General features: G+C 69.7%; 20 protein-coding genes. 15 read left to right on the top strand and 5 right to left on the bottom strand.

The window, feature by feature from the left end:
* Nucleotides 1-271: 271 nt before the first annotated feature.
* The 3 genes from U9977_RS00340 to U9977_RS00330 form a co-directional block, all read right to left on the bottom strand.
* Nucleotides 272-1,051, bottom strand: coding sequence for an SDR family NAD(P)-dependent oxidoreductase (locus U9977_RS00340; RefSeq protein ID WP_322747103.1), 780 nt, complete (start codon nt 1,049-1,051; stop codon nt 272-274).
* A gap of 94 nt (nt 1,052-1,145) precedes the next feature.
* The gene (locus tag U9977_RS00335) at nt 1,146-2,459 is read right to left on the bottom strand and encodes an aromatic ring-hydroxylating dioxygenase subunit alpha (RefSeq protein WP_322747102.1); all 1,314 of its coding nucleotides are present in this window, start codon (nt 2,457-2,459) and stop codon (nt 1,146-1,148) included.
* A 98-nt stretch (nt 2,460-2,557) separates the two neighbouring features.
* Entirely contained in the window at nt 2,558-2,818 is a 261-nt protein-coding gene (locus U9977_RS00330) for a hypothetical protein (protein WP_322747101.1), read from the bottom strand.
* Between the two features lie 201 nt (nt 2,819-3,019).
* Between U9977_RS00330 and U9977_RS00325 the strand changes: the two genes are divergently transcribed.
* The 3 genes from U9977_RS00325 to U9977_RS00315 are packed head-to-tail and all read left to right on the top strand — an operon-like array spanning nt 3,020 to nt 7,424.
* The gene (locus U9977_RS00325) at nt 3,020-3,652 is read left to right on the top strand and encodes a hypothetical protein (RefSeq protein ID WP_322747100.1); all 633 of its coding nucleotides are present in this window, start codon (nt 3,020-3,022) and stop codon (nt 3,650-3,652) included.
* Nucleotides 3,649-6,213 carry a putative PEP-binding protein gene (locus U9977_RS00320; protein WP_322747099.1) on the top strand — a complete coding sequence of 855 codons (2,565 nt, stop codon included), beginning with the start codon at nt 3,649-3,651 and terminating at the stop codon, nt 6,211-6,213. The genes U9977_RS00325 and U9977_RS00320 overlap by 4 nt, the downstream gene beginning before the upstream one ends.
* Nucleotides 6,210-7,424: an acyl-CoA dehydrogenase family protein gene (locus U9977_RS00315; protein WP_322747098.1), complete on the top strand. Its 1,215-nt coding sequence runs from the start codon at nt 6,210-6,212 to the stop codon at nt 7,422-7,424. The genes U9977_RS00320 and U9977_RS00315 overlap by 4 nt, the downstream gene beginning before the upstream one ends.
* Before the next feature lie 286 nt (nt 7,425-7,710).
* Here the strand turns inward: U9977_RS00315 and U9977_RS00310 are convergent, their stop codons facing one another.
* A complete protein-coding gene (locus tag U9977_RS00310) occupies nt 7,711-9,813 on the bottom strand; it encodes a hypothetical protein (protein ID WP_322747097.1) in 2,103 nt (700 codons plus the stop codon).
* Nucleotides 9,814-10,275: 462 nt separating this feature from the next.
* Here U9977_RS00310 and U9977_RS00305 point away from each other — a divergent pair, with 462 nt between their 5' ends.
* The 4 genes from U9977_RS00305 (at nt 10,276) to U9977_RS00290 (ending at nt 13,146) form a co-directional block, all read left to right on the top strand.
* Nucleotides 10,276-10,770, top strand: coding sequence for a hypothetical protein (locus U9977_RS00305; protein WP_322747096.1), 495 nt, complete (start codon nt 10,276-10,278; stop codon nt 10,768-10,770).
* 104 nt (nt 10,771-10,874) lie between these two features.
* Nucleotides 10,875-11,867, top strand: a complete 993-nt coding sequence (locus U9977_RS00300; protein WP_322747095.1) for an ATP-binding cassette domain-containing protein — start codon at nt 10,875-10,877, stop codon at nt 11,865-11,867.
* Nucleotides 11,864-12,700, top strand: a complete 837-nt coding sequence (locus U9977_RS00295; RefSeq protein ID WP_322747094.1) for an ABC transporter permease — start codon at nt 11,864-11,866, stop codon at nt 12,698-12,700. Before U9977_RS00300 ends, U9977_RS00295 begins: the two co-directional genes overlap by 4 nt.
* Nucleotides 12,701-12,939: 239 nt before the next feature.
* A complete protein-coding gene (locus U9977_RS00290; protein ID WP_322747093.1) occupies nt 12,940-13,146 on the top strand; it encodes an RNA-binding S4 domain-containing protein in 207 nt (68 codons plus the stop codon).
* Nucleotides 13,147-13,223: 77 nt separating this feature from the next.
* Here U9977_RS00290 and U9977_RS00285 read toward each other — a convergent pair whose 3' ends face one another.
* Nucleotides 13,224-14,810, bottom strand: coding sequence for an ATP-binding protein (locus U9977_RS00285; protein ID WP_322747092.1), 1,587 nt, complete (start codon nt 14,808-14,810; stop codon nt 13,224-13,226).
* Between the two features lie 186 nt (nt 14,811-14,996).
* Here U9977_RS00285 and U9977_RS00280 point away from each other — a divergent pair, with 186 nt between their 5' ends.
* The 8 genes from U9977_RS00280 to U9977_RS00245 form a co-directional block, all read left to right on the top strand.
* Nucleotides 14,997-15,530 carry a TetR/AcrR family transcriptional regulator gene (locus tag U9977_RS00280; RefSeq protein WP_322747091.1) on the top strand — a complete coding sequence of 178 codons (534 nt, stop codon included), beginning with the start codon at nt 14,997-14,999 and terminating at the stop codon, nt 15,528-15,530.
* A 137-nt stretch (nt 15,531-15,667) separates the two neighbouring features.
* Complete coding sequence (locus tag U9977_RS00275) at nt 15,668-17,101, top strand: DHA2 family efflux MFS transporter permease subunit (RefSeq protein ID WP_416210433.1); 1,434 nt, start codon at nt 15,668-15,670, stop codon at nt 17,099-17,101.
* Between the two features lie 65 nt (nt 17,102-17,166).
* The gene (locus U9977_RS00270) at nt 17,167-17,601 is read left to right on the top strand and encodes an NUDIX hydrolase (RefSeq protein ID WP_322747089.1); all 435 of its coding nucleotides are present in this window, start codon (nt 17,167-17,169) and stop codon (nt 17,599-17,601) included.
* 67 nt (nt 17,602-17,668) lie between these two features.
* On the top strand, nt 17,669-17,854 hold the full coding sequence (locus tag U9977_RS00265) for a hypothetical protein (RefSeq protein WP_322747088.1): 186 nt from the start codon (nt 17,669-17,671) through the stop codon (nt 17,852-17,854).
* Nucleotides 17,855-18,231: 377 nt separating this feature from the next.
* Nucleotides 18,232-18,942 carry a Crp/Fnr family transcriptional regulator gene (locus tag U9977_RS00260; protein ID WP_322747087.1) on the top strand — a complete coding sequence of 237 codons (711 nt, stop codon included), beginning with the start codon at nt 18,232-18,234 and terminating at the stop codon, nt 18,940-18,942.
* A gap of 172 nt (nt 18,943-19,114) precedes the next feature.
* Nucleotides 19,115-19,939: a hypothetical protein gene (locus tag U9977_RS00255; RefSeq protein WP_322747086.1), complete on the top strand. Its 825-nt coding sequence runs from the start codon at nt 19,115-19,117 to the stop codon at nt 19,937-19,939.
* A 13-nt stretch (nt 19,940-19,952) separates the two neighbouring features.
* Nucleotides 19,953-22,325, top strand: a complete 2,373-nt coding sequence (locus U9977_RS00250; protein ID WP_322747085.1) for an ATP-binding protein — start codon at nt 19,953-19,955, stop codon at nt 22,323-22,325.
* Nucleotides 22,325-22,544, top strand: a 220-nt coding sequence (locus U9977_RS00245; protein WP_322747084.1) for a hypothetical protein, incomplete at its 3' end; no start/stop codon positions are given. The genes U9977_RS00250 and U9977_RS00245, both read left to right, overlap by 1 nt.

Raw genomic sequence — 22,544 nt, 5'->3', positions numbered from 1 at the left:
CGATCTGAGCCGCCCATCGAGCGCCATCGGCTGGAGTCCCTGCCGGGAAAGCGCCGCGTATTGAGGCTGCGCAATCCGCTTCATAACGTCTGGCGTGGGTCGATTGACCGGGGTATTCCCGAAGACCCGTCGACCGAGAGGAGAACTCGCCATGGCATCTGACGGATGCTGGTCGAAGATCCATCAGACTCGCGCTTGGGGGCATGGCCGGGCCGGTGGGAGTCCCGGTTCGGTAGAACTGCCGAACCGGGACTCCCACCGGCCGTCGCCGCTACCAGGCGGCGGTACCGCCGTCGACGTTGAGCAGCGCGCCGGTGATGCCGCCGCCGACGTCGCTGGCGAGCAACCGGGCCATCGCCGCGACCTCCTCGACGGTGTTCAGCCGCTTGATCGCGGACTCGTTCGCGTACGTCTGGAGGAACTCCTCATAGGTGATGCCGACGCTGGCCGCGGCCACGGGCCCGGCCTCCTTCATCAGGTCCGTCTCGACCGCGCCGGGGCAGATCGCGTTGCAGGTGATCCCGGTGGTGCCGTACTCGAACGCCGTGGCCTTGGTGAAGCCGTTGAGCGCATGCTTGTTGGTGATGTAGTGGCTGACGGCAGCCTTGTTGGCCTGCTTGCCCTCGACCGAGGAGATGTTGATAATCCGTCCCCAGCCGTTGGCGAGCATGGACGGCACGGCTCGCCGGGTGGCCCAGAAGACAGCGTTGATGTTCCAGTTGAGGGCGTTGGTCCAGGCCTCGTCGGTCAATTCGTGGATCGGGGCGAACCCGTCGCTGCCACCGGCGTTGTTCACCAGGATGTCGACCCGGCCGTAGTTCGCGACAGCGGCGTCGATCAGCCCCTCCACGTCGCTTTGAAGCCGGACGTCACCGGGCACGAACTGCGCCCGGTCGCCGACCGCGAGCTCGTCGAGGGCCTCCTTGCCCTTGGCCTCGGAACGGCCACTGATCACGACGCTGGCGCCGTCGGCAAGGAGCACCTCCACGATCCCGCGGCCAATGCCTCGGCTGCCTCCGGTGACAACGGCGACACGTCCGTCGAGAGTCATGCGTACGACCTCCTGGTCGGAATACGGGTAGATGGAAACAGGTGGTCGGGAAATCGGGTGGTCGGGAAACAGGTGGTCGGGAAACAGGTGCCGGTCAGCTCGGGTCGCCGTGGCCGGGCTGCGCGGTACCGCCCTCGTCGAGGAACCGGTCGATGACTCGGTGGAAATGCTGGACACCGGGCTCGTTTCGGCCGAAGACGAAATCGGTGCCGGCAAGCGCGGCGAGTCCGCGTGCCACGCCGAAGCCGGTCGAATAGTCCTCGTCGCGCACGACGTCGTGGAACCAGTCGCGGGTGACGTCCGCGGCCCTGCGTTCCTCGTCGTCGGCCGGTGGGCGACGCAGCAGGATCACCTGCTGGGTACGGGACTCCTCGGGGGTGCGGCCGGGCAGCACGAGGGACACCGAGACCGACTGGCGCCAACCCCCGGAAACAGCCAACCCGGGAAACAGCCAGAAGATCGCACCGACGCAGGTCGCCGGGTCCCACGTCTGGGGTGGCGCCGTGGACGCCTCGGCAATGGTCCGCAGCGCGAACGCGTTGCGTTGGTGCGGACCCCAGCTGTCGAACGCGGCAATATTCGACAGGTTGGTCTTGTAGACCGTCGTCGGGTGCAGCGAGGCGAAGTGGTATCCCTCGAGGTACCCGTCAACTGTGATCTTCCAGTTCGGCCCGGGTAGCACCCGTGTGGAGTGGTGATGGCACCCGGCGAGCCCAAGCCCTTCGAGTAGTGGCTCAAGATCGCCGAGCCAGTTGTCGAGGTCGAGCGGACGGCCCGGGGTGAGCCCGACGAAGATGATGCCGGCCCGCTCCTGCGCGGGCAGCGACACCAGCCCGCTACGGTCGCGGTCGACGGGCCCGAAGGTCTTCTCACCGCCGATGCCGACGAGACAGCCCGCCATGTCGTAGGACCAGGCATGGTACGGACACGTGATCCGTTTCGCCCGGTTCGTCCGGCCGACGCCCTCCGCGACCAGTTCGGAGCCCCGGTGGCGGCAGGCGTTCACGCTGGCGTGCACGACACCGGCGGCGTCCCGGGTGATGAGCACCGGGGTGTCGAGGACCTGTATGGCCTTGTAGGCACCCGGCTCGGGCAGCTCACAGGACAGCGCCAGCGGCAACGGGACCCGCCGGTGGATGGCGTCGATCTCATCACGCCAGCGCTGTGGGTCGGAGTAGTTGCGGACGGGCTCACGCCACTGCGCCGGCGCCTGGTCCGTTGTCTGCTCCCGATAGAGACCGACCAGCCGCTCCATCACCGAGCGCGCGTCCCGGCCCACGACGGTGTCAGCGCTGCCGTCCAACGCGGGGGTGTAGACGGGCGCAAAGCCGTCGACGTCCGCTGAAGCGCCGGCGGGGACGGAAGCGGGGACGGAAGCGGCGAGCGGAGTCGTGTCAATGGTGGTCATCGGACCACCCCTTCCATCGTAAAGATCATTTTTGCCGACACGCCGAAGCCCCTTCCGTCACGATCCGGGTGCCTATGACCCGCATCACATCGTCTTAACTAGAGGATGTCAACAGTTACTTTGCTCGGGACCGGCGGCGCTCCCCGACGGCGAGCCCGCCAGCCCTCGGTCACCTCGGTCACCTCGGTCGCCCGGGGAGCGGTGCTGCTCGGGCCGGCCACGGCTCCCGGCACGGCCGCAACGGTCCGGACCTGCACGTCCGCACTGAAGTAGTTACTGTAGTCACCGTCTACATAGTGAACGACAGCGAGGCAGCCTGAGCCACGACGATCCCCAGGTACAGCTGCGACGGCGATCACAGCACGGCCGCACCCGCCTGTTTCTTGACTCGGATTCCCAAAAGACGCAGCATGACCGGAATCACACACCGATGGTCGGACCAGGGCCTACCCGGCGCTTCCAGGCCGTCAGGAAGCATCACGACAGCTCATGACATGACAGATCATGAGACGACACGCCATCGGGCACGATTCACGGCCTGACGAGGAAAGGCAACACCGATGACGCAGTTAGCGACCGGAACAGACCCGCACTCGCTCGACGAAGCGACCCGCGCCGCACTGACCGACCTCGTCATTCGAGGCATGCGGCGTGGCCCGGCCCCGGAACTGGACCGCCTGGTGCATGCCGGGCTGGCATTGGCCAAGGGCCCGGTGACGATGCCCACCGTCGACGCCAGGAAGCTTGTCGGCGGCTGGTCCCGGCTGCCGGCCGGTTCCCGGGCCGAGGAGCAGGTCACCGTCCTTTACCATGCGTTCCTGCCTGTCAACCGTAGGTTGCGGGAGCTGTGCACGGCGTGGCAGTGCCGGCCGGACGGGTCGGCCAACGACCATGGCGACGCCACCTATGACGCGACCGTACGCGATCAGTTCGACGACGTGCACGCATCGATCGCACGGATCATCCGCCGGCTCGCCGACCCGGTCCCCGGGCTCGGCCACTACCGCGACGACCTGGGCGCCGCGCTCGACGCGTTCGACGCCGGTGACGCCTCCGCCCTGACCTCACCGCTGAGCGACTCCTACCACACGGTGTGGATGCGCCTGCACCAGGAGCTGCTACTGCTACTCGGTGTGAGTCGGGCCGAGGACGAGGCGCTGGAGGAACGGCTGGTCGCGGGGTCCGCCGGGTGAACGCTGCGTCGTCCCCCTCCCCCGGCGCGCACCTCGTCCCATACGGCCACGGGCACGCCCGTGGTCTGGACGCCGCCGAGCTCGGCGTCCACGGAATGGAGATGGACAGCCTCGTGCGGCTGGGGCTGCCGACCGTCCCGGGTCTCACGATCCCGGCGTCACATGCCGGCGACCTCACCGAGGTGACTGTCGCCCGCGGCGCGGTCGATCTGCTGTCCGCGCTGGCCGGCCGGCGCGTCGGGCAGGCCGACCGCCCGATGCTGCTGCGGCTCGTCGCAAGCGCCCCGGTGCCGGCGGCGGGCCTGCCACCGATGGTCGCGGGACTCGGGCTCTCGCCGGCGACGGCCCCGGCGCTGTGCGCCGCGATCGGCCGTGCGGACACACTGTACGAAACCTGGTCGGCGACGGTACGGACCATCGCCGAAGGTGCCCTCGGCGTCCCCGCCGACGACCTCGACGACCTCGTCCTGGACAACCCCGACCCGGCCAAACAGGTACCCGCGCTGCTCGACATGTGTGAGCGGCTGGGCAACCGGCCCTATCCGCACGACCCGGCCGAGCAGGTCGCGCTCGCCGCCACCGCGACGCTGGCCCGGTGGAACTCCCCGCGCGGACGACGTGCCCGCACGGCGCAGTCACTGCCGGCCGACACCCCGATCGCCCTCCATCTGCAGGCGCTGCTCATCGGACCGTGGGCACGTTCGGGCCACGGCAGCGCGGCCAGCCGCGACCCTGACACCGGCGCGTTCGCACCGAGCGGGGTGTTCCACCGCGGCGTACGCCGCAGCGAACCGCCGAGCGGACCGGGCGAGCCGCTGGCGCAGCTGCCCGGTGGCGCCGATCTCCTGCGCGAAGCGCTGGCCACCCTCGAACACCACTTCCGCACCGTCGCACAGGTTGGGTTCGAGCTGAAAGACGGTGAGCTCGCGCTGCTCAGTGCCGCGCCACTGAGCCATCCCAGCCCCCAGGCGACGGTGCGGCTCGCGGTGGACCTGGTCCAGGCGGGCACCCTGGAAAAGGCCACCGCGGTGCGCTCGGTGCGGCCCGAACAGGTACAGGCGCTGCTGCACCCCCAGTTGCGGCTACGCGGCGGCGAACCGCTGCTGGTACGCGGGCTCGCCGCCTCCCCCGGCGCGGCCAGCGGCCGAATCTCGCTGTCCAGCCTCGACGCCCTCGACCGGGCCGCGGACGGTGTACCCACCATCCTGGTGATGACCGAGACGACACCCGCGGACGTGCCAGGTCTGCTGGCCGCCGCCGCCGTCGTCACGACGGGCGGGGGGCTCGCCTCACACGCGGCCGTGGTCGCCCGCGGCGCCGGTCGGCCCGCGGTGTGTGGCGCGTCGAGCCTGCGGGTCGATCCCGCCACGAGCCGGGTCAGTGTGGATGGGCGGGAGCTACGCGAAGGCGACGTCATCTCCGTTGACGGACGCACCGGCGACGTCTACGTCGGCGCGGTCGAGGTTCGCCCGGCAGCCCCCTCCGCCGAGCTCGACGTCCTGCTCGGCTGGGCCGACGACCACCGCCGGCTCGGGGTGCGGGCCAACGCCGACACCGCGGCTGACGCGGCGAGCGCCGTGCGGCTGGGCGCCGAGGGCATCGGGTTGTGCCGGACCGAACACCAGTTTCTCGGCGCCCGACTGCCGCTGGTCCGCCGGGTGATCCTTGCCGAGGATGCCGAGGACGAACGCAAGGCGCTCGCGGCCCTGGCCGACGCTCAGCGCGAGGACTTCCGCGACCTGCTGCGCGCGGTGGGGGATCGTCCGGTGACGGTGCGTCTCCTGGACGCACCGATGCACGAGTTCCTTCCCCACGACGGTGACTATGACGACGACCGGCAGGCCGCCCGCGCCGGGCAGCTGCGCGAGGCCAATCCCATGCTCGGCGTGCGCGGTGTACGGCTCGCCCTCCTGCACCCCGGGCTCTACCCGGCTCAGGTCGACGCCCTGTTCTCCGCCTGGATCGACGTCGCCGCCGAAGGCGTCCGCCCGATCCTTGAGGTGATGATCCCGCTCGTCTCGATACCGCGGGAACTGGCCCTGGCCGCCGCCGCGGTCTCAGACGTCGCCACCGAGGTCGCCCGGCGCAGCGGTGTCACCGTCGCGTACCGCATCGGCACGATGGTGGAGACGCCGCGGGCCGCGCTGCTGGCCGGCCAGCTGGCGGTACACGCGGAGTTCCTGTCCTTCGGTACCAACGACCTCACCCAGCTCACCTACGGCTTCTCCCGGGACGACGTCGAGAGCCGGTTGCTGTCCGACTACCTGGAACGCGGCCTGCTACCGGCAAGCCCGTTCGCCGAGCTCGACCCCGACGGCGTAGGCGAACTGCTCGCCCTCGCCACTCAGCGGGCCCGGGCGGTCCGGCCCGACATCAAGATCGGAATATGCGGGGAGCATGGTGGCGACCCGGCATCGATCGCCACCCTTGAGCCCCTGGGGCTCGACTACGTCTCGTGCTCGCCGCAACGGGTACCCGTCGCCCGGCTCGCCGCCGCTCAGGCCGCACAGGCCGCACAGGCCGCACAGGCCGTCACGATCAGTCCGGAGCACACCCCATGACCGTCGACACCCGCGCAACCACGGCCGGGGCCCCGGCCCCGGCCACCGAACCGGCCACCGGTTCTGACGACCGGCGCGAGGAGCTCGCAAGCCTGCGGGACACCGTCGCGCAGGCCTGCCTGGAACTCGGGGGTCCGGCCCTGGCTCGCGGCCTGGGGGACGACGGGCCGGGCTTCGACGAACACGCCTGGGAGATCCTGGGCCGCGAGATCGGCCTGGCCTGTCTGGGTCTGCCGGCGGAGGCCGGCGGCGCGGGCGACCTCGCCGAGCTCGTCACCGTCGCCGAGGTGCTGGGCGCTCACCTCCTACCCGTCCCCTTCCTGTCCTCGACGGTGCTGGCCGGCCAGGTGCTGGCCGGCACCCTCCAGGCCGGGGCTGCCCAGGCCGGGACAGGCGGATCCGCCGCGGCCAGCGCACTCGCGCGGGTCGCGGCCGGGGATGTGGCCGCGCTCGCCGTCACCGACGCCGACGGGCGCTGGCGTCCCGACCGCCTCCAGGTGACGTTTCAGAACGGGAGCGGGGCCGGCACGTCCGCGCGGGTGACCCTCGACGGGGTCGCGCCCTTCGTCCTGGACGCCCCCGGCGCTCGCAGCCTCGTCGTCGCGGCCGTGCCGCAGCCAGGCGGCGGGCCCGATCTCTTCCTCGTCGACACCGACGAGCCCGGGGTGGACGTCACCCGCCTGGACACCCTCGACCTCACCCGGGCCCAAGCCCAGATCACCTTTACCGGGGCGGTCGCGACCCGGCTCACCCACGGCGCAACCGCGGCTGCAACAGTCGGCCCCGCGCTCGACACCGCAGGTGTGGTGCTCGCCGCCGAGCAACTCGGTGGCGCGCAGGCGTGCCTGGACATGACCGTCGCCTATGTGAAGGAGCGCCGGCAGTTCGGCCGTCCCATCGGCGGGTTCCAGGCCGTCAAGCATCTGTGCGCGGACCTGCTCGTGCTTGTGGAGATGTCGCGCTCGGCCGTGGACCGCGCGCTGCTCGCCGCGGGTACACCCGCGTTCACCGAGGCGGCGGCGGTGGCCCAGGCCTGGTGTTCGGACGCCTTCCGCAGGGTCAGCGCGGAAACCGTCCAGCTGCACGGCGGAATCGGCTTCACCTGGGAACACGACGCCCACCTGTACTTCCGCCGCGCCCGCGCCGACGCCGTGCTACTCGGCGGCGCAGCCCACCACCGTGAACAGATCGCCGCCGTCCTGGGCTGGTAACCGCCCGTCACCGCCGCGGACCGGGCAGGACAGGGAACCGGACCGGGACAGGGAACCAGACCGGGACGAGTGGATGGTTGACATACATTTTCCGCCCGAAAACCGGCGCCTCCTGACGTCGTCCTTCCACTCGTCCGTTCCAGGTGATCGCCGGCATCCACGCTGGTCGTGGACGCCGGCGACACCGACAAGCCCTGAGGTGGCGCTGCCGCCCCCGACCGGTAGGCGTCCGTCAGCAGCCAGGCGTCAGCAGCCAGCAATCCGTGGGCTACCCCAGCTGCTCCAGCTACTCCAGGCAGACACCACGGTCGATCACGACATACTGTCCGGTCGTCACGCTGTTGACGATCGCACGGTCGGCGATGGTCAGGCGGACGACATACCCGCACGGGGTGAGCCTGGACAGGTCCAGTGTGAACGGTGCCCCGGTGAACGGCGTCTGGGTGCCGGTCGTGATGCCGACCGTGAGCGGGGTCGGCGGGATCGACCCACCCGGGCCGCCCAGCACCGAGATCGACCAGGCTTCGAAGTGTCGATCCCGGGCGACGAACCGGCCGCCCAGCGGTCCGCGCGGCAGCCGGCAGGCGCCCGCGGTGAACAGCTCCAGGTCGCCCGCGTTCACGGTGTCGGTGGCCAGCGCGACGCCGTTAACGGTGTTGTCCAACTGCACCCGCGCGGTGTCCACGACGTTTCCGGAAGTATCGAGCTCCAGGGTGAAGTCCCACCGGTCGTCACCACCGGGTGCGGACACGCCCAGCACCCCGGTCGTGTTGACCAGCCATGACGGCCACGGCACCCAACCGTTGACCGGGTCTGGTGTCACAGTCCCATGCGCGCCGTTACCGTCTACCACGGAGAACGGCGTCGTCAGCAGGATGCTGCCGCCGCTGTCCACATTGGTTGCGCGGATGCGGTACTGATGACCCACCAGCGCCGGGTCCGGCGGCCCGTGCAACTCGACCCGGCCGGCGAACGGGCAGTCCGACGGCAGCGGCACGGTCGACGTCCCGAGCACGGCTCCCGGCACGGTCAGGCCACTGACCAGGTCGACATCACTCGCGGCAACCCCACCCACGATCGTGAAGCGCGCCGTGCCGTCGTAGGGCCGGCCGGGCTCGACCTGCACATGCCGGTCGATCCGGTTACCCCATACAGGCACGGCGTCGGGATCCGTCGTGGACGGCGCGGTCGCCCACGACAGCACCGCGCGCACCCGTCCGATCATGGGATGGGTGCAGTCACGCCGCAGCGCTCCCAGGTCCACGGGCAGGATGGCCGCATAGCACAGGCCGTCCCTGACATCGGGATAGTCGTGAACGTTGACCGCGACCGTTCCCAGATAGGTGAAGCCGCAGTCCGCACCCCACTGCGCCCAGAACGCGACGTACTCCTGGCTGCCGGCTCTGCATGGCGGGCCGGAGTAACCGGCGGACTTGTTGACCCGCAAGGATGCGACCAGGGCCGAGCACCCGCTGTCGAGGCCGAGGCACTCCAGCTGCTCGTAGGTGGTGTTGCCGGAGACGTCATCGACCACCTTCAGCACGGCGGCGAGGTCGACACCGGCCGCTTTCGCGACGACCGCCGAGCCCGCCAGGGTGCCCGGATCGGCGAAGGGTGCAGACGCCGTCGCCGCCAACGCCGGGAAGGCGAAGCGGTGCGGCGGTACGTCGTCGGGTTGGTAACTCCGGGCGAGCAGCTCCAGTCCGAGTGGTTGCTGCGGCTCGGGGTCGGGGCCGGGTACCGGGGGTTGCTCGACGACGTGGCGCGGAAGCTGGGTGACCAGGTCGGCGGGCAGGTGCTCAACGATGTCGCCGAACACGAACCGGCGTGGCGAGATCTGGACCCGGCACTCGTGGACGTCGCCCCAGATCGGCTGCCAGTCCGGCTGCCCCGGGGGTGGGGGCAGCTCCCACGACAGGATCGCCCGCACCAGCGGCAGCACCGGACGTCCGCACCAGTCGCGGGACGGGGTGTGGGCGACGCCGCAGGTATAGCTGAGCGGGTGGGTGGGCTCGCGCTGGCAGTCCCGCTCGACGGGGATGTCGTGGACGTTGACGGCAGCCATCCCCGCGTCCGACCAGCCGCTGCCGTAGTCGATGTAGAACCGTACGTACTCGAAGGATCCGGCGGTGCACAGCCCGCCGCGGTAGCCCGATGCCCGTTTGACCAGCAGGGTCGCCTCGATGCGGTCGCGACGCTGCTGGTAGGCCACACAGGAAAGCCCCTCGAAGGCCGTGTCGCCCTTCTTCTGCTCGACGGCCTCGAAGCCGAGGTCGGGCGCGGACCCGAAATAGTTCGGGTTCGCTGCGAGCAGCCAGCGGAAATTGTGCCTTTCACGTGGTACCGGTAATGCGACGACGGTGGATTCACTCGACTCGGTCGCTGGCATGTCAGTCCTCCTGCTCGATACACGGATGACCAGCTGGCGAACCGGTGACGGTATATCTGGCGGGACTTGGGATGTCGTCCCGTTCCGTCCCGGCAGGTGTTTCGTGGAACTATTCGAATGAAGGCCAGAAGAATACGATGAAACGGTTCGCGAGACTGGTCAGCCAGGTGACGGACAGCACGCTATAACCTACCGGACAGAATGCACCAGCCCTGGTTTCTGTCGCCTGCCCGACCCGGGGAAAACACCGGGTCACCGTCCCTGGAGAAAACTCCCACCGAGCGAATCCCCGTGAAACCCCGGTGGAATCCCCGGGTCGCGGGAACCATGACCACGGATGCCGGTCGAACGAAAGCCCGGGGTCGCCCCTGCGTGTGCGACAATGTCCTGCCAACCGGAGAATGCCCACCAAGCCCCCGCCGGGCGCTGCGCGCACGAGCGCACCATGGGAGTGGATCAACGATGGCCAGCCCGCACACCGACAGGACCGCCCGGCAGGCCGAACGACTCGCGCAGGCCCGGCGGCTCGCCGAGCAGGCAAAACAGGACCACACGACCGCGTGGTACGTCCCGTTCGCGGCCACTGCGCTCGGCGCCGGCGCGTCGTTCGACGCGTTCGGCCACGCCGTCGGCTTTCTTTACGCCCTCGGCCTCGCGATCGCCTTCGTCGTGCTCACCTGGGGAACGGTGCGGCTCATGCCATCGCTGGCCACCGAACTGGCCACCGAACTGGCCACCGATCGCCAGGGCACCGATCGGCCGAGCGGACCCAGGACGGTGCTGACGCTCATCAGCACGCCGGTCACGACAAGCGGCTTTCTCGTGGTCGCCGCGGCGGTTCCGGTCACCATCGGGCTGATCAAGACCGTCGGTTTCTACGTGCTGGCGGGAACAATGATCGTCTTCGTCGTGATGGGCATCGCGCTCCTGGTCGCATGGATGCTCGACCAGCGGTAGGCCGCCGGAGCCGTCCCTACACCCCGCCGTCCCTACCTGCCTCCGTCAACATGTGCCAGCAGGATGTACGCGCCATACCAGCCTTGCCCGGCAGTATCTGGCGTATGACGTTCGCCATCCATGCCGAAAAGATCACCAAGCGCTTTGGTGACACCCACGCGTTAGCCGGCATCGATCTGGCGGCGCGGGAGGGCACCGTGCTCGGTGTGCTGGGCCCCAACGGTGCCGGGAAGACCACCGCCGTCCGCATCCTCGCCACCCTGCTGCGCGCCGACTCCGGACACGCCACAGTGGCCGGCTTCGACGTCGCGCGCAACCCGCAGCAGGTCCGTATGCACATCGGCCTGACCGGCCAGTACGCCTCCGTCGACGAGGACCTGACCGGCGTCGAGAACCTCGTCATGATCGGCCAGCTGCTCGACCTGCCCGCAGCGCAGGCCCGGCGGCGGGCAGGCGAGCTGCTGGAGTGGTTCGACCTGGTCGAGGCCGGCGGCCGGTTGGCCAAGACCTACTCCGGCGGCATGCGGCGCCGGCTCGACCTCGCCGCGTCGCTCGTCGGCCGACCAGCAGTGATCTTCCTGGATGAGCCGACCACCGGCCTGGACCCGGTGAAACGGGAGGAGATGTGGGACGTCGTGCGCAGCCTCGTCCACGACGGCTCGACGGTGCTGCTGACCACCCAGTACCTACAGGAGGCCGACGCGCTCGCCGATGAGATCACCGTCATCGACCACGGCCGGGTGATCGCCCACGACACCCCCGACGGCCTCAAACGCGTACTCGGCGGCCAGCGCCTGAGCGTCCGCCCGGCCGACCCGGCCCAGCGCGACGCGTTGAGCCGGCTGCTCGCCGACATCGCGGGGTCAGCGCCGCAGCCCGACGGGCGCGACCGCCTGACCGTCGCCGTCGACAGCGACGAGGTGCTGCCGGAGGCGATCGCCCAGCTGCAGCTGGCCGGCATCCGCGTCACCGAGCTGTCTCTGCACCTGCCGAGCCTGGACGAGGTGTTCTTCACCCTCACCGGCAACCGCACCGGCAGCCGCACCGGCAGCCGCACCGACGACCGCACCACGTCCGAACAGGAGTCGGCCGCATGACAGTCATGACCACCAAGCCACGGCGGCGGCCACCCGCGCCACCGACACCCGGGCCCGTAGCCGCCCAGCCCCGGCACCGTGCGCTGCGCCATGCCCTGGTGCTCGCGCGCCGGAATCTGATCAAGACCATGCGGACACCTGAACAGCTCGTCGACGTGACACTGCAACCCGTGATCTTCCTGTTGCTGTTCGTCTACATCTTCGGTGGCGCGATCGGCGGCGGGTCCCAGCACGACTACCTTGAGTTCCTGCTGCCGGGGATGCTCGGCCAGTCCATCGCCATGGGCAGCATCGCGCTGGGGCAGAACCTCAACGCCGACATCGAGAAGGGGGTGTTCGACCGGTTCCGGGCACTGCCCATCACCCGGTCGGCTCCGCTGGTCGGCGCGGTCCTCGCCGATGTCGTGCGCTATCTGCTGTTGTGTGTCATTCTTCTGGGCTTCGGGTACCTCATCGGCTTCCGTATCGCCACCGACCCGCTGTCACTGGTGGCCGCGCTGGGGCTGTCGATCGCGTTCGCCCTGTGCTTCTGCTGGATCTCGGTGTGGGTCGGCATGGTGGCGCGCACTCCCGGTACGGTGCAGGGGATCATGTTCATGCTGGTGCTGCCGCTGTCGTTCGGCAGCAACACCTTCGTCCGGGTCTCGACGATGCCCGGCTGGCTGCAGGCGCCGGTCAAGGTGAACCCGATCTCGCACCTGGTCGCCGCGGTGCGCGGCCTGATGCTGGGCGGACCGGTCGCCTCGGACCTGGTGTGGACGCTGGGCTGGATGGCGGCGCTGCTGGCGGTGTTCGTGCCGCTCGCGCTGCGGGCCTACAACCGCCGCGCCTGACTACCCCAGCGCCCAGTGACCTCAGCGCCCGGCGACCTCAGCGCCCGGGATATCGATCTCCCGACCGTCGTCGCCGCGTACCTCGAGTGGACCGAGGATCCCCACCTGCACCCGACCACTCTCGCACGGCCATGTGACGTGAACGGCCCGTCGTGCTGACGGGCCGACGGCGATGCGATTGTGGTTCTGTCGCATCGCCAGATGCCGACTTCGGATGCCGACTAGAGGAGGAAATCGACATGCGAGAGGTGGCCATCGCCGGCGAGGCGATCCGCCTGAGCCAGTTCCTGAAGCTCGCGGATCTGGTGGATTCCGGCGGAGACGTCAAGCCGCTGCTCGCAGCCGGCCTGGTACAGGTGAACGGCGAGGTCGACGAGCGCCGCGGCCGGCAGCTTCGATGCGGTGACGTCGTCGCCGTCGCCGGAGTTGAGGTCCGGGTCGCCTGATCCGCCGGACGGGGTGGACCACGAGCGTGCGCGCCCCAGCCCCGCTCCTTGATCCACACACCTGTTGCCGGGCGCTCTTACATGCCGGTGTACAGGCGGTGTATGTCGACGAGTTCGACCTCGGATCGCCGGTCCGCGGCAGCCTGCAGCTCCGGGTCGAATCCGGCGCGCCCGAACAGCAGCAGTTTCGCGCCGGCCGCCTCCACTCCGCGGGCGACCAGTAGTGCCCGGACGCGGTCCAAGCGCGCCAGATCGGCGCCGCTGCGGGGCCGATCGGAGTCCTTGACCTCACCGATCGCGCGCACCACCGGCGCTCCGCCGCCGCGACGCCCGCCGGCCGCGAGGGCCACTACGTCCAGCTCGTGCTGGGCTCGACCCGCACGGTCGTTGACAACCGTCCGCCCGACCTCGCCCACCGGACCCCCCAGGGTCTCCTCGCAGGCATAGCGAAGCGTCCACTCCCTGGCAATCTCCTCGAACGCCGGCCCGAAAACCTGTGCCCGGACGGTTTCCCGAGCCGCGCGCCATGCCTGCATCGCCCGACGCTCCTCGAAGGCGACCAACCGCGGGTTCACCACCAGCTCGTGAAAACGAACGATGGGGTCGGCGATGGTCAACGTCGGTCTGCGCTGCAGCAGCACGTCGTCGTCCTTGCAGACGAACCCGGCGGTGATCAGAACGTCGAGCGCATGGCCGAGACTGCGTTGCGCCCGTCCGAGCACAGCAGCAATCTTGGACGGTGTGGTAGCGCCGCCGGCAATCGCGGCGAGCACCGAGTAGTACAGCGCCCGCTCGGTGATACGCGGATCCTCCCGCAGCAGGTAGGCCGTTTCCCCGAACAATGCATGACTGGGATTGAGGACCGTGCTCACCAGCAGGTCGTCAAGCTCGGCCATGGTCTGTGGGGAGGCGTCGGCAAGCAGGTCGCGATAACCGGGAATACCGCCGACAATCGCATACAGCGCAAAGGCGACGGCCGGGTCGGCAATGCCGTACAGACCGGCGCTGGTGCGGAAGTCGAACGGACGCAGCATCAGGTCGAGTTCGGCTCGCCCGCGCAGCGGCCTGCTCCCTGACAATTGCTCGGGTATTTCGGCCTCCGGCGACGCGGAAGGAACATGTTCGCGTCGCCTTTGGCCCGCTCGCAGCTCCGACATGATCGAAAGCGCCGATCCACAGACGATCACCCGGTACGAGGGCCACCCGAAGGCGGAACGGCTCTCATCCACAAGACTCTGCAGCACCGACGGCAGCTCCCGTCCAGCGGGATGGGCCAGCAGGTACGGCAGCTCGTCAATGACCAGCAGAGGCGCACCCGCACGACCGGGCGCCGGGTCGCCCAGGGGGGCGAGACCGACACCGGCGGGCGGTAGCGCGGCGCGCATCGCCTCGTTCCAGTCCCGAAAGCGCACCTGACCTGCATGGAGTCGCTGCGCGACCAGTCCGTCGGCAAAACGCTGCAGGGCCGGGCCAGGCTCTTCCTCCAGGGCCATGTGGTAGATCCCGCCGAACTCCCAGACAAGTCGGCGGAGCAGGTAACTCTTGCCGACCCGGCGTCGTCCTGACAGGACACCGACCCGGACGCCGGGGCTCGTTGACGTGACGAATCGCTCCAGGTCATCCCATTCGTACTCGCGATCGAACAGGTCCGATGGCTTTGCCATGCATCTAGACTAACCCGAGTTAGACTAAGCGTGGTTAGGCTGACCGACACCAGGCGTTCTCCACCGGATCCGGGCCGGGCCGAGTCGGGACGAGTCGGTCGCGGCGGCGTCCGGTTGACAGAGAAAGTGAGTGGGCACTACCTTTCTGGCATGGCCACGCGTGCGACGGGCAGCAGCAGGACGCGGATGACCGCGGACGAGCGTCGCACGAGCGTGCTGGCCGTAGCCGTCGAGGAGTTCGCCCGTGGCGGCCTGGCCGGCACATCCACCGAGGTGATCGCCAAACGCGCCGGCATCTCCCAGCCGTACCTGTTCCGCCTGTACCCCACCAAGAAGGATCTTTTCCTCACCGCCGTGCGGGACACCTTCGCCCGCACCGTGCGACGCTTCGAACAGGCGGCGGGCGAGCTCGGCGGGCAGCCGGCGCTCAAGGCGATCGGCCTGTCCTACCAGGAACTCCTGCGCGACCGGACCTACCTGCTCATGCAGCTGCAGGCGTACGCCAGCTGCACCGACCCTGACATTCGGGCGGTGACCCGCACCGGCTTCCGCGATCTGTGGCGCGCTGTGGAGCGGCTCTCGGGGGTGCCGTCCGAGGCGCTGCGTGGATTCTTCGCCCACGGGATGCTCATGAACGTCGCGGCCGCGATGGACCTGCCCTCCCTCAGCGAGGAGTGGGCACGGCTGGTCTGCCTGGCCGCTCCGTCGGCCGAGGACTGATTTTTTTTGCCCAGCAAAGAGAGTGACTACTCACTTCATCAAAAGTAAGTGAGTACTAACTAGAAAGAAGGTAGATCGTGATCACCCAACGGACACGGATCATCTGGACCTTCGTCGTGACCTCGCTGGCCGCGTTCATGGTTTCCCTGGACAACCTGGTGGTGACCTTCGCGCTCCCCCAGATCCGGGCGGACCTCGGCGCCGGGCTCGAGGGCCTGGAGTGGACGGTGAACGCCTACACGCTGCCGTTCGCCGTCATGCTGCTCATCGGCGCAGCCCTCGGCGACCGGCTGGGCCGTCGCCGCATCTTCGTCACCGGCCTTACGATCTTCACTCTGGGTAGTGCAGCCGCCGCCCTCGCCCCATCCATCGGGATCCTCATCGCCGCGCGGGCCGTCCAGGGACTCGGCGCGGCGTTCATCCTGCCGCTGACCCTCACCATCCTGTCCGCGGCCGTCCCGGCGCAACGGCGCGGTGCGGCCCTCGGCGTGTGGGGCGCGGTCTCCGGCCTCGCCGTCGCGGTCGGCCCACTCGTCGGTGGCGCGATCACCCAGGGCGCCGCCTGGCAGTGGATCTTCTGGGTGAACGTACCGGTCGGGATCATCGCCATCCCGATGGCGCTGCGCCGCCTCGCCGAGACCCACGGGGCGTCCACCCGCCTGGACCTGCCCGGCGTCGCACTCGCCTCCGCCGGGCTGTTCGGCCTCACTCTCGGCCTGGTCCGCGGCGAAGGCCACGGCTGGACCAGCGCCCCAGTTCTTGCGAGCCTGCTCCTGGGGGCAGCCGGTGTCACCGCGTTCGTTGCCTGGGAACTGCGCGTCGCCGCCCGCGGCGGCCAGCCGATGCTACCCATGAGCCTGTTCCGCGGCCGCGGGTTCGCCGCGGTGAACATTACCGCCCTGCTGTTCTCCGTCGGCATGTTCGGCTCGATCTTCCTGCTCGCACAGGCCCTGCAGAGCGTCTTCGGCTACTCGCCCCTGGAGGCCGGGCTGCGCACCCTGCCATGGACGGCCATGCCACTGCTGGTCGCGCCGCTGGCCGGCCCGCTCTCCGACCGCATCGGTGGACGTCCGCTCCTGGTCACCGGCCTGTTCCTCCAAGCCGCCGGACTCGCCTGGATCGCGGCGAACATGACCACCACCATGACCTACGACACGCTCATTCCGGCGTTCACCCTCTCCGGCATCGGCATGGCGCTGTTCTTCGTCCCGATCGCGTCCGTCGCGCTGGGCTCCGTCCGGCCCGACCAGGAAGGTCTCGCCTCCGGCACCAACAACGCCATCCGCGAATTCGGTGGGGTCCTCGGCGTCGCCGTCCTCGCCTCTGTCTTCGCGAGCCGGGGCGGATATGACAACCCGCAAACGTTCGTCGACGGCACCGTCCCCGCGCTGTGGGCCGGCGTGGCCGCCCTCACCGCCGGCGCCCTCGCCGGCCTGGCCATCCCCGGCCGTCGTGCCATCCCGGCAACCGCCGAGACGGCAAACTGCGAGACCGCAAACCGCGAGACCGCGACCGCCGGCACGACAACCCCGGCGACGACCAGACCCGCCAGCTTGCCGACCCCCGCCTGACCCACCCCCATCTCGCGCGTTCCCCGTGTCCCCGGGGCAGCACCAGGCCGAGAAGAATCACGCACATGAGCACAACGGCCCCGCGGCACTCGGTCAGCGTCGCCGCGACCATCGTCAACGGCCAGGGCCAGGTCCTGGCCGTCCAACGTCGGGACAACGCCCATTGGGAGCCCCCAGGAGGCGTCCTGGAACTGGGCGAAAGCATCGACAGCGGACTTCGACGGGAAGTCGAGGAAGAAACCGGCCTTCTCGTTGCAGCGGAGGCTCTCACCGGCGTCTACAAGAACATGAGACTTGCCGTCGTCGCCCTGGTCTTCCGATGCCACGTCATCGGCGGCACCATCCGTACGAGTGACGAGACCTCCCGACTCCGCTGGATGACACCCGACGACGTGCGCAACGACATGGCCGAGGCATACGCGGTGCGTGTCCTCGACGCACTGAACGACGGGCCGCCAGCCATCCGCGCACACGACGGCCGAGTTCTCCTCACCGCCTGACGTGCGGTCTGCGAACCCGCCATCGAAGCCCCCACCCGCTGGCGATTCCGTCGAAATCATGCCTCCGGTGCTCGGCGATGGGACGCGTGTTCCACCACCGCGCCTGCGCATCCTGGAAGCAACTCACCTCGCCACTGCGCTGGACCTCGGGGATTCGCTGCACATCATGCTCAAATATGACAAGCCCCTCGTGGAGGCGGCGCGCCTCGGGCCTGGCGGTGGAATCCCCCGGCACGACATATTGACCGCTTGACCGGCTATCTGCCACAGTCCCACAGCTCGTCCCGGCAACCATCACGTACAAATTAGGACAGAAGCCGGCCCCGCCCGCGGACGGCACGCAGATCGTCGATCCGGGCACCGCCACCGCGGGCACAGCCACGCTGACCGGGGCCGAAGTACGCAATGCTTCACCCCACCGGGGGTGGCAACCCTGCTCCGCGGATGCGCCCTACGTCGCCGGGTCGATGACGCCAGCGCCCAGTTCCCGTGGCCGGCTGCGATCACCGCCACACCGCGGCCGCCCTCGGCGACGACGCAAGAGCGGAAAATCCCAAATTCTGCTGTATTGTTTACCGATCAATCAGATCATACTGTCGCCATCGATCCGGCGATGTTCGGGGGGCCGTCGTGTCGTATACCTGGCTGCCGCAGTGGCCGCCCTACACCTTTCTGGGTCGCCTACCTGCGCCCATCGCGGAACAGGCGACGCGGTTGGGCCGCGCATACCGGTTCACCGCGCAGGAATATCTGCTCCGGGAAGGCGAACAGTCAGACCATGTTCTTCTATTATTAAGCGGAATCATTAAGGTGATTGGCAGATCCGACGATCGGGACGTCCTGATCTCGTTGCGGGTGGGCGGCGACATCGTCGGCGACCTCGCGGCCCTGAGCGGCCGGCAACGGATCGCCACGGTCATGGCCTGCCACGACGTCGAGACCCGCCGGCTGTCGGCGACGAGCTGGCGATCGTTCCTGTGCGACCGGCCCGAGGCCCAGGCCGCTTACACCCGGATGCTCGGCGACCGGCTGTGTGCGGCCACCCGGCGCCAGGTCGACCTCGCCGGCTGCCGTCCGCCGGTCCGGGTGGCCCGCATCCTCGCCGAGCTGTGCCAGCTGTACGGTACGCACACTCCCCTCGGCGTGGAGATCGACGTCGCCCTCACCCAGCCCGAGCTCGCCGCGGCGGCTGCCTGCAGCGAATCCACGGTGCGGACGATTCTCCGCGAACTGCGGGAAGCGCGGGTTCTGTCGACCGAGTACCGACGCTTGGTCGTCCTCGATCCGGCGGGACTGGGTCGCCTCGCCGATGCGGACACTCGGACCGGCACGAACACCTGAGCCGACGCCTGATTCGCGGGTTCGCACCGGCGATCGCTGCCCACTGCCCCGGTGACCGCGGACGTCGCCGGCCGTGTCCGCGACCAGACCGCTCAATCCGCCAGTTCTGGCGCATCACAACACCCATCTACCCGTTTGCTGCATCCATCAGCAACGGTCGGGAAGGAGCCCGATGAACGACCAGGACCTGCTGCCCTACTCCGTCCTCGCCGCCGACATCGCGAACTCGAGCGCGCACATAACGGCCGACCAGCGCCAACTTCGGGAGGACTTCCGGTTCATCCTCACTGCCTGTCTCACCAGGCTCGGCATCGAGCTGGCTGCGCCGGGCCTGCGCGACGACGGGGACGGAGCGCTGGGTCTGGTCCCCGCGTCCGTTCCTCGCGAGAGACTCGTCGCGGATCTGCCGCGCGAGTTCGCGATGGGCCTCGCCCGGCGCAACTCCGACCGGCTGGACAGCCACCGGCTGCGCGTCCGGTTCGCCCTGCACCACGGCCTGGCACAGCCGTCCGGCAACGGCTGGGTCAGCTCGGCCATCAACACCACCGCCGGCATCCTCGACGCGGACGAAGGACGCCTGCTGCTGCGTCACGTGCCCACGGCCAATCTCGTCCTGCTGCTCTCCCAGGCCATGTACGACGACACCGTGCACGATCAGCGGCGTGACCTGCACCCGGCCGACTTCGCCCCGATGCGGATCGGCCCGGGGCGCAAGGGCGCCGGCACCGCCCTGTGGGTCTGCCTGTGGGGAACGACCCAGTCCGCTCCGTCGCCGGAGGTACTCACCGCCATCGCCCGGGAGACCGGTGCAAGGCCAGACGAGCCGGATCCAGGGAAATCAGGTCCGGGGGAATCAGGTCCTCATGAACCCGGCCCGGCTCAGCCGGATCCGGCCGGTCCGTCCAGCCCAGGGGGTTCCAGCGCCGGCTTCGTGGTCACCACCGGAGACCGCAGCCCGGTGATCATCGGCGACGTCGACACCCTGAATTTCGGATGACAGCGGGTTCACGATGACGACACCGACGGCCGACGACACCGGCGGCGACAGCGGAGCAGCTGGCTCAGGCCCAGGCGAGGGCAGCGCGGCCGGCGCCACCGGATCCGCGAACGATCCCGGGCGGGCGGGCGGCGGACACGGGGACGGCGAACCGCCCCGGCCACCCCGTGATACCCGCGGGGGCAACGATGATCGAGACGACAACGGACACCGCAAGACGGACGGCGCCGATCCAGCCGGCTCATCCGACGACGAGTTCGGTTACGACGTCGAGGGCAACCGCCGGCTACGCGCCGAGGCCGAACGAGGCCACCGCAGCCTGCACGGCACCATCGGCATGGGCGACGACTCGATCACGATCGGCGGGTCGGTCGGGACGATCAACATCAACCCCGGGCGACGCGTTGGACCGCGGGCCCGGGAAGTCGGCGCGGGAACCATCGCGCGGCTACGCACCGTTCTTGTCGAGTACAGCCCGGCCCCCGGCGTCGCCACCAGCAGGCAACGGCTGGCCGACCGGCTGCGGTACAGCCCGGTCGGGCTGCTGGTCGGCCCGGACGGTTCCGGACGTACCAGTCTCGCGCTGTGCGCGCTCGCCGACATACTGCCGGAGGGCGCCGGCGTCGCACTGTTCGACCCGGGTACCGATCCGGGTCGGCTCACCGCGACCGACCTGCGCGCCGGCTACGGCTACGTCCTCGACGTCACCGCGGCGGCCCGCCGGGACGGGTTCGACCTGCTCGTGGACGAGCTGACCCGACTGGCGCGCTTCCAACGCGCCTGGTTCGTGCTCGCCATTGACGCAGCCGTCGGCGCCACGGTGCTGACCGGGGGCGACGTGGTCCGGCACGAGATGCCCGAGCGCGCCGACGTACTGAAGATCCTGCTCGACCGGCAGTACGCATGCCGGGCCGATCAGATCAGCGGGTTGCCGCCATCGGTGTTCAGCGCTCTGGACGGCGCGCCGCTGCGGCGGGTCGCGCAGATCGCGGCGCTGGTCGCCGCCGCGTTGCGGGACCGCGCTCCGGCGGACGCCTACCTCGACAAGCAGGTCCGTCGGCAGACCGCGGGCCTGCTCGCCGATCCGCTGCGGGGCATCGCCCAGGAGGACCTGCCGCGCTCCGCCGAGGCGGTGCGACTGTTTCGGCGAGCCTTCCTGGTCGCCCTCGCGGTCTGCAACGACATGCCACTCGATCTCGTCATCCGGGCCGCGAACCGGCTGCGGGACGTCCTCACCGACGGCCGGCCGGGCATGCGGGTCGGCACATCGTTCACCGAGCCGACTGCGGCGCTGCTGGTGTGGGTGGAGGCGAGCCCGGTCGACCGTGACGAGGACGACACGCCGGCCGGGAACGCCGGCCGGGTCCGGTTCCGCAATCCGGCGATGGCGGGTGCCGTCCTCGACCTCGTCTGGGACGAGCACCACCTGACGCAGACGGCATTGCGGCACTGGCTCACCGAGCTCGCTCTGGTGGGCGCGCACGGCGCCGAACCCGAGGCGGTGCGGCTGCGAGCGGCGCAGGCCGTCGGCCGGTTCGCCACCCACGACTTCGACCTGATTATGGCAGAGCTGGTCGAACCGTGGATCCGCCGCAACCGGTCGGGCCAGCGCGCCGCGGCCTGGACGGTTGAGGCGATGATCGGGTACCCACTGATCACCGACCGGGCGTGGGAACGGGTGCAGCGCTGGAGCGGTCAGGGGGACCGGTGGCGGACGGCGGCCCTGCTGGTCTACGCCACTGCGCCCGGGGCCAGCCGCACCGGGGAGGCCCTCGAGCTGGTCCGCCGCACCGCGGCCGTGCCATTTCGGCAGAACCGCCAGCCGCTCGCGTTCGCCATGGAGGTGGTGTACGCGGTGGCGTCCGCCGGCGGGATGGAGCAGGTATTCGACCTGCTCGATCAATGGGTGCAGGAGATCGAACAGGTACGGGAACGGATAATACGGCTGCGGCTGCGGGGGTCGTACGAGACACAGCTGCGGATACGCCCTCCCACCGTCTTCTACTACGCCGCCGGCTGCCTGCTCTACCTCGCCTCCGACGACGGCCCGGACGGCGGCACCCGCTGGGCATTGAACGGGCACGTCGGCACCGACCCGCACCGCCAGAAGATCCATGACGAGCTGTGGCGGCTGCTGCTGACCGCGCCGGTCCTGGCGACCCTGGGCTGGCCGCTGCTGCGGACGTGGTGCGAGGAGGCGGACACGAAGCCGGAGCGGGCCGAGGCCACCGTGGATCTGCTCATCCGCCTCACCAATCACGGCGAGCTGGTCAAGCGCCTGCGCTTCTATGCGGACCTGTGGTGGGCGGACTGGCGGACCTCTGGCGACCATCCCGCCGCACAGAGTCTGATCAACGACATCTTCGGACCGATGGGAGCCCAGTGATGAGTGCCGAGCCCGACCGGCGAGGGCCGCTGCGGCGACTGCGCACCTGGATCGCTGGCGCGCCCGAGAACCGTCCCGAACAGGAATGGATCATCGCCGGTGAGCCGGTCCAGACTCCGAGCAAGGGCGACGCCTACGACTTCGAGGTGACGGTGCGGTGTGCCTGGCACGACGGACGGCGTCCGGTGACGGAGATCCGCCGCCGGGCGGCCGACTACG

It is taken from the genome of Protofrankia sp. Cas8 (assembly GCF_963555845.1).
In the GTDB taxonomy this organism is placed as follows: domain Bacteria; phylum Actinomycetota; class Actinomycetes; order Frankiales; family Frankiaceae; genus Protofrankia.
This window is presented reverse-complemented; position numbering and strand designations above follow the sequence as displayed.

Excerpts from the sequence above, each read along its gene's own strand:
- U9977_RS00270 (WP_322747089.1), top strand. The coding sequence starts at position 17,167 with ATGAGCACAACGGCCCCGCGGCACTCGGTCAGCGTCGCCGCGACCATC.
- U9977_RS00285 (WP_322747092.1), bottom strand. The coding sequence starts at position 14,810 with ATGGCAAAGCCATCGGACCTGTTCGATCGCGAGTACGAATGGGATGAC.
- U9977_RS00280 (WP_322747091.1), top strand. The coding sequence starts at position 14,997 with ATGACCGCGGACGAGCGTCGCACGAGCGTGCTGGCCGTAGCCGTCGAG.
- U9977_RS00315 (WP_322747098.1), top strand. The coding sequence starts at position 6,210 with ATGACCGTCGACACCCGCGCAACCACGGCCGGGGCCCCGGCCCCGGCC.
- U9977_RS00305 (WP_322747096.1), top strand. The coding sequence starts at position 10,276 with ATGGCCAGCCCGCACACCGACAGGACCGCCCGGCAGGCCGAACGACTC.
- U9977_RS00340 (WP_322747103.1), bottom strand. The coding sequence starts at position 1,051 with ATGACTCTCGACGGACGTGTCGCCGTTGTCACCGGAGGCAGCCGAGGC.
- U9977_RS00335 (WP_322747102.1), bottom strand. The coding sequence starts at position 2,459 with ATGACCACCATTGACACGACTCCGCTCGCCGCTTCCGTCCCCGCTTCC.
- U9977_RS00255 (WP_322747086.1), top strand. The coding sequence starts at position 19,115 with ATGAACGACCAGGACCTGCTGCCCTACTCCGTCCTCGCCGCCGACATC.
- U9977_RS00300 (WP_322747095.1), top strand. The coding sequence starts at position 10,875 with ATGACGTTCGCCATCCATGCCGAAAAGATCACCAAGCGCTTTGGTGAC.
- U9977_RS00250 (WP_322747085.1), top strand. The coding sequence starts at position 19,953 with ATGACGACACCGACGGCCGACGACACCGGCGGCGACAGCGGAGCAGCT.
- U9977_RS00310 (WP_322747097.1), bottom strand. The coding sequence starts at position 9,813 with ATGCCAGCGACCGAGTCGAGTGAATCCACCGTCGTCGCATTACCGGTA.
- U9977_RS00325 (WP_322747100.1), top strand. The coding sequence starts at position 3,020 with ATGACGCAGTTAGCGACCGGAACAGACCCGCACTCGCTCGACGAAGCG.
- U9977_RS00295 (WP_322747094.1), top strand. The coding sequence starts at position 11,864 with ATGACAGTCATGACCACCAAGCCACGGCGGCGGCCACCCGCGCCACCG.
- U9977_RS00275 (WP_416210433.1), top strand. The coding sequence starts at position 15,668 with ATGGTTTCCCTGGACAACCTGGTGGTGACCTTCGCGCTCCCCCAGATC.
- U9977_RS00290 (WP_322747093.1), top strand. The coding sequence starts at position 12,940 with ATGCGAGAGGTGGCCATCGCCGGCGAGGCGATCCGCCTGAGCCAGTTC.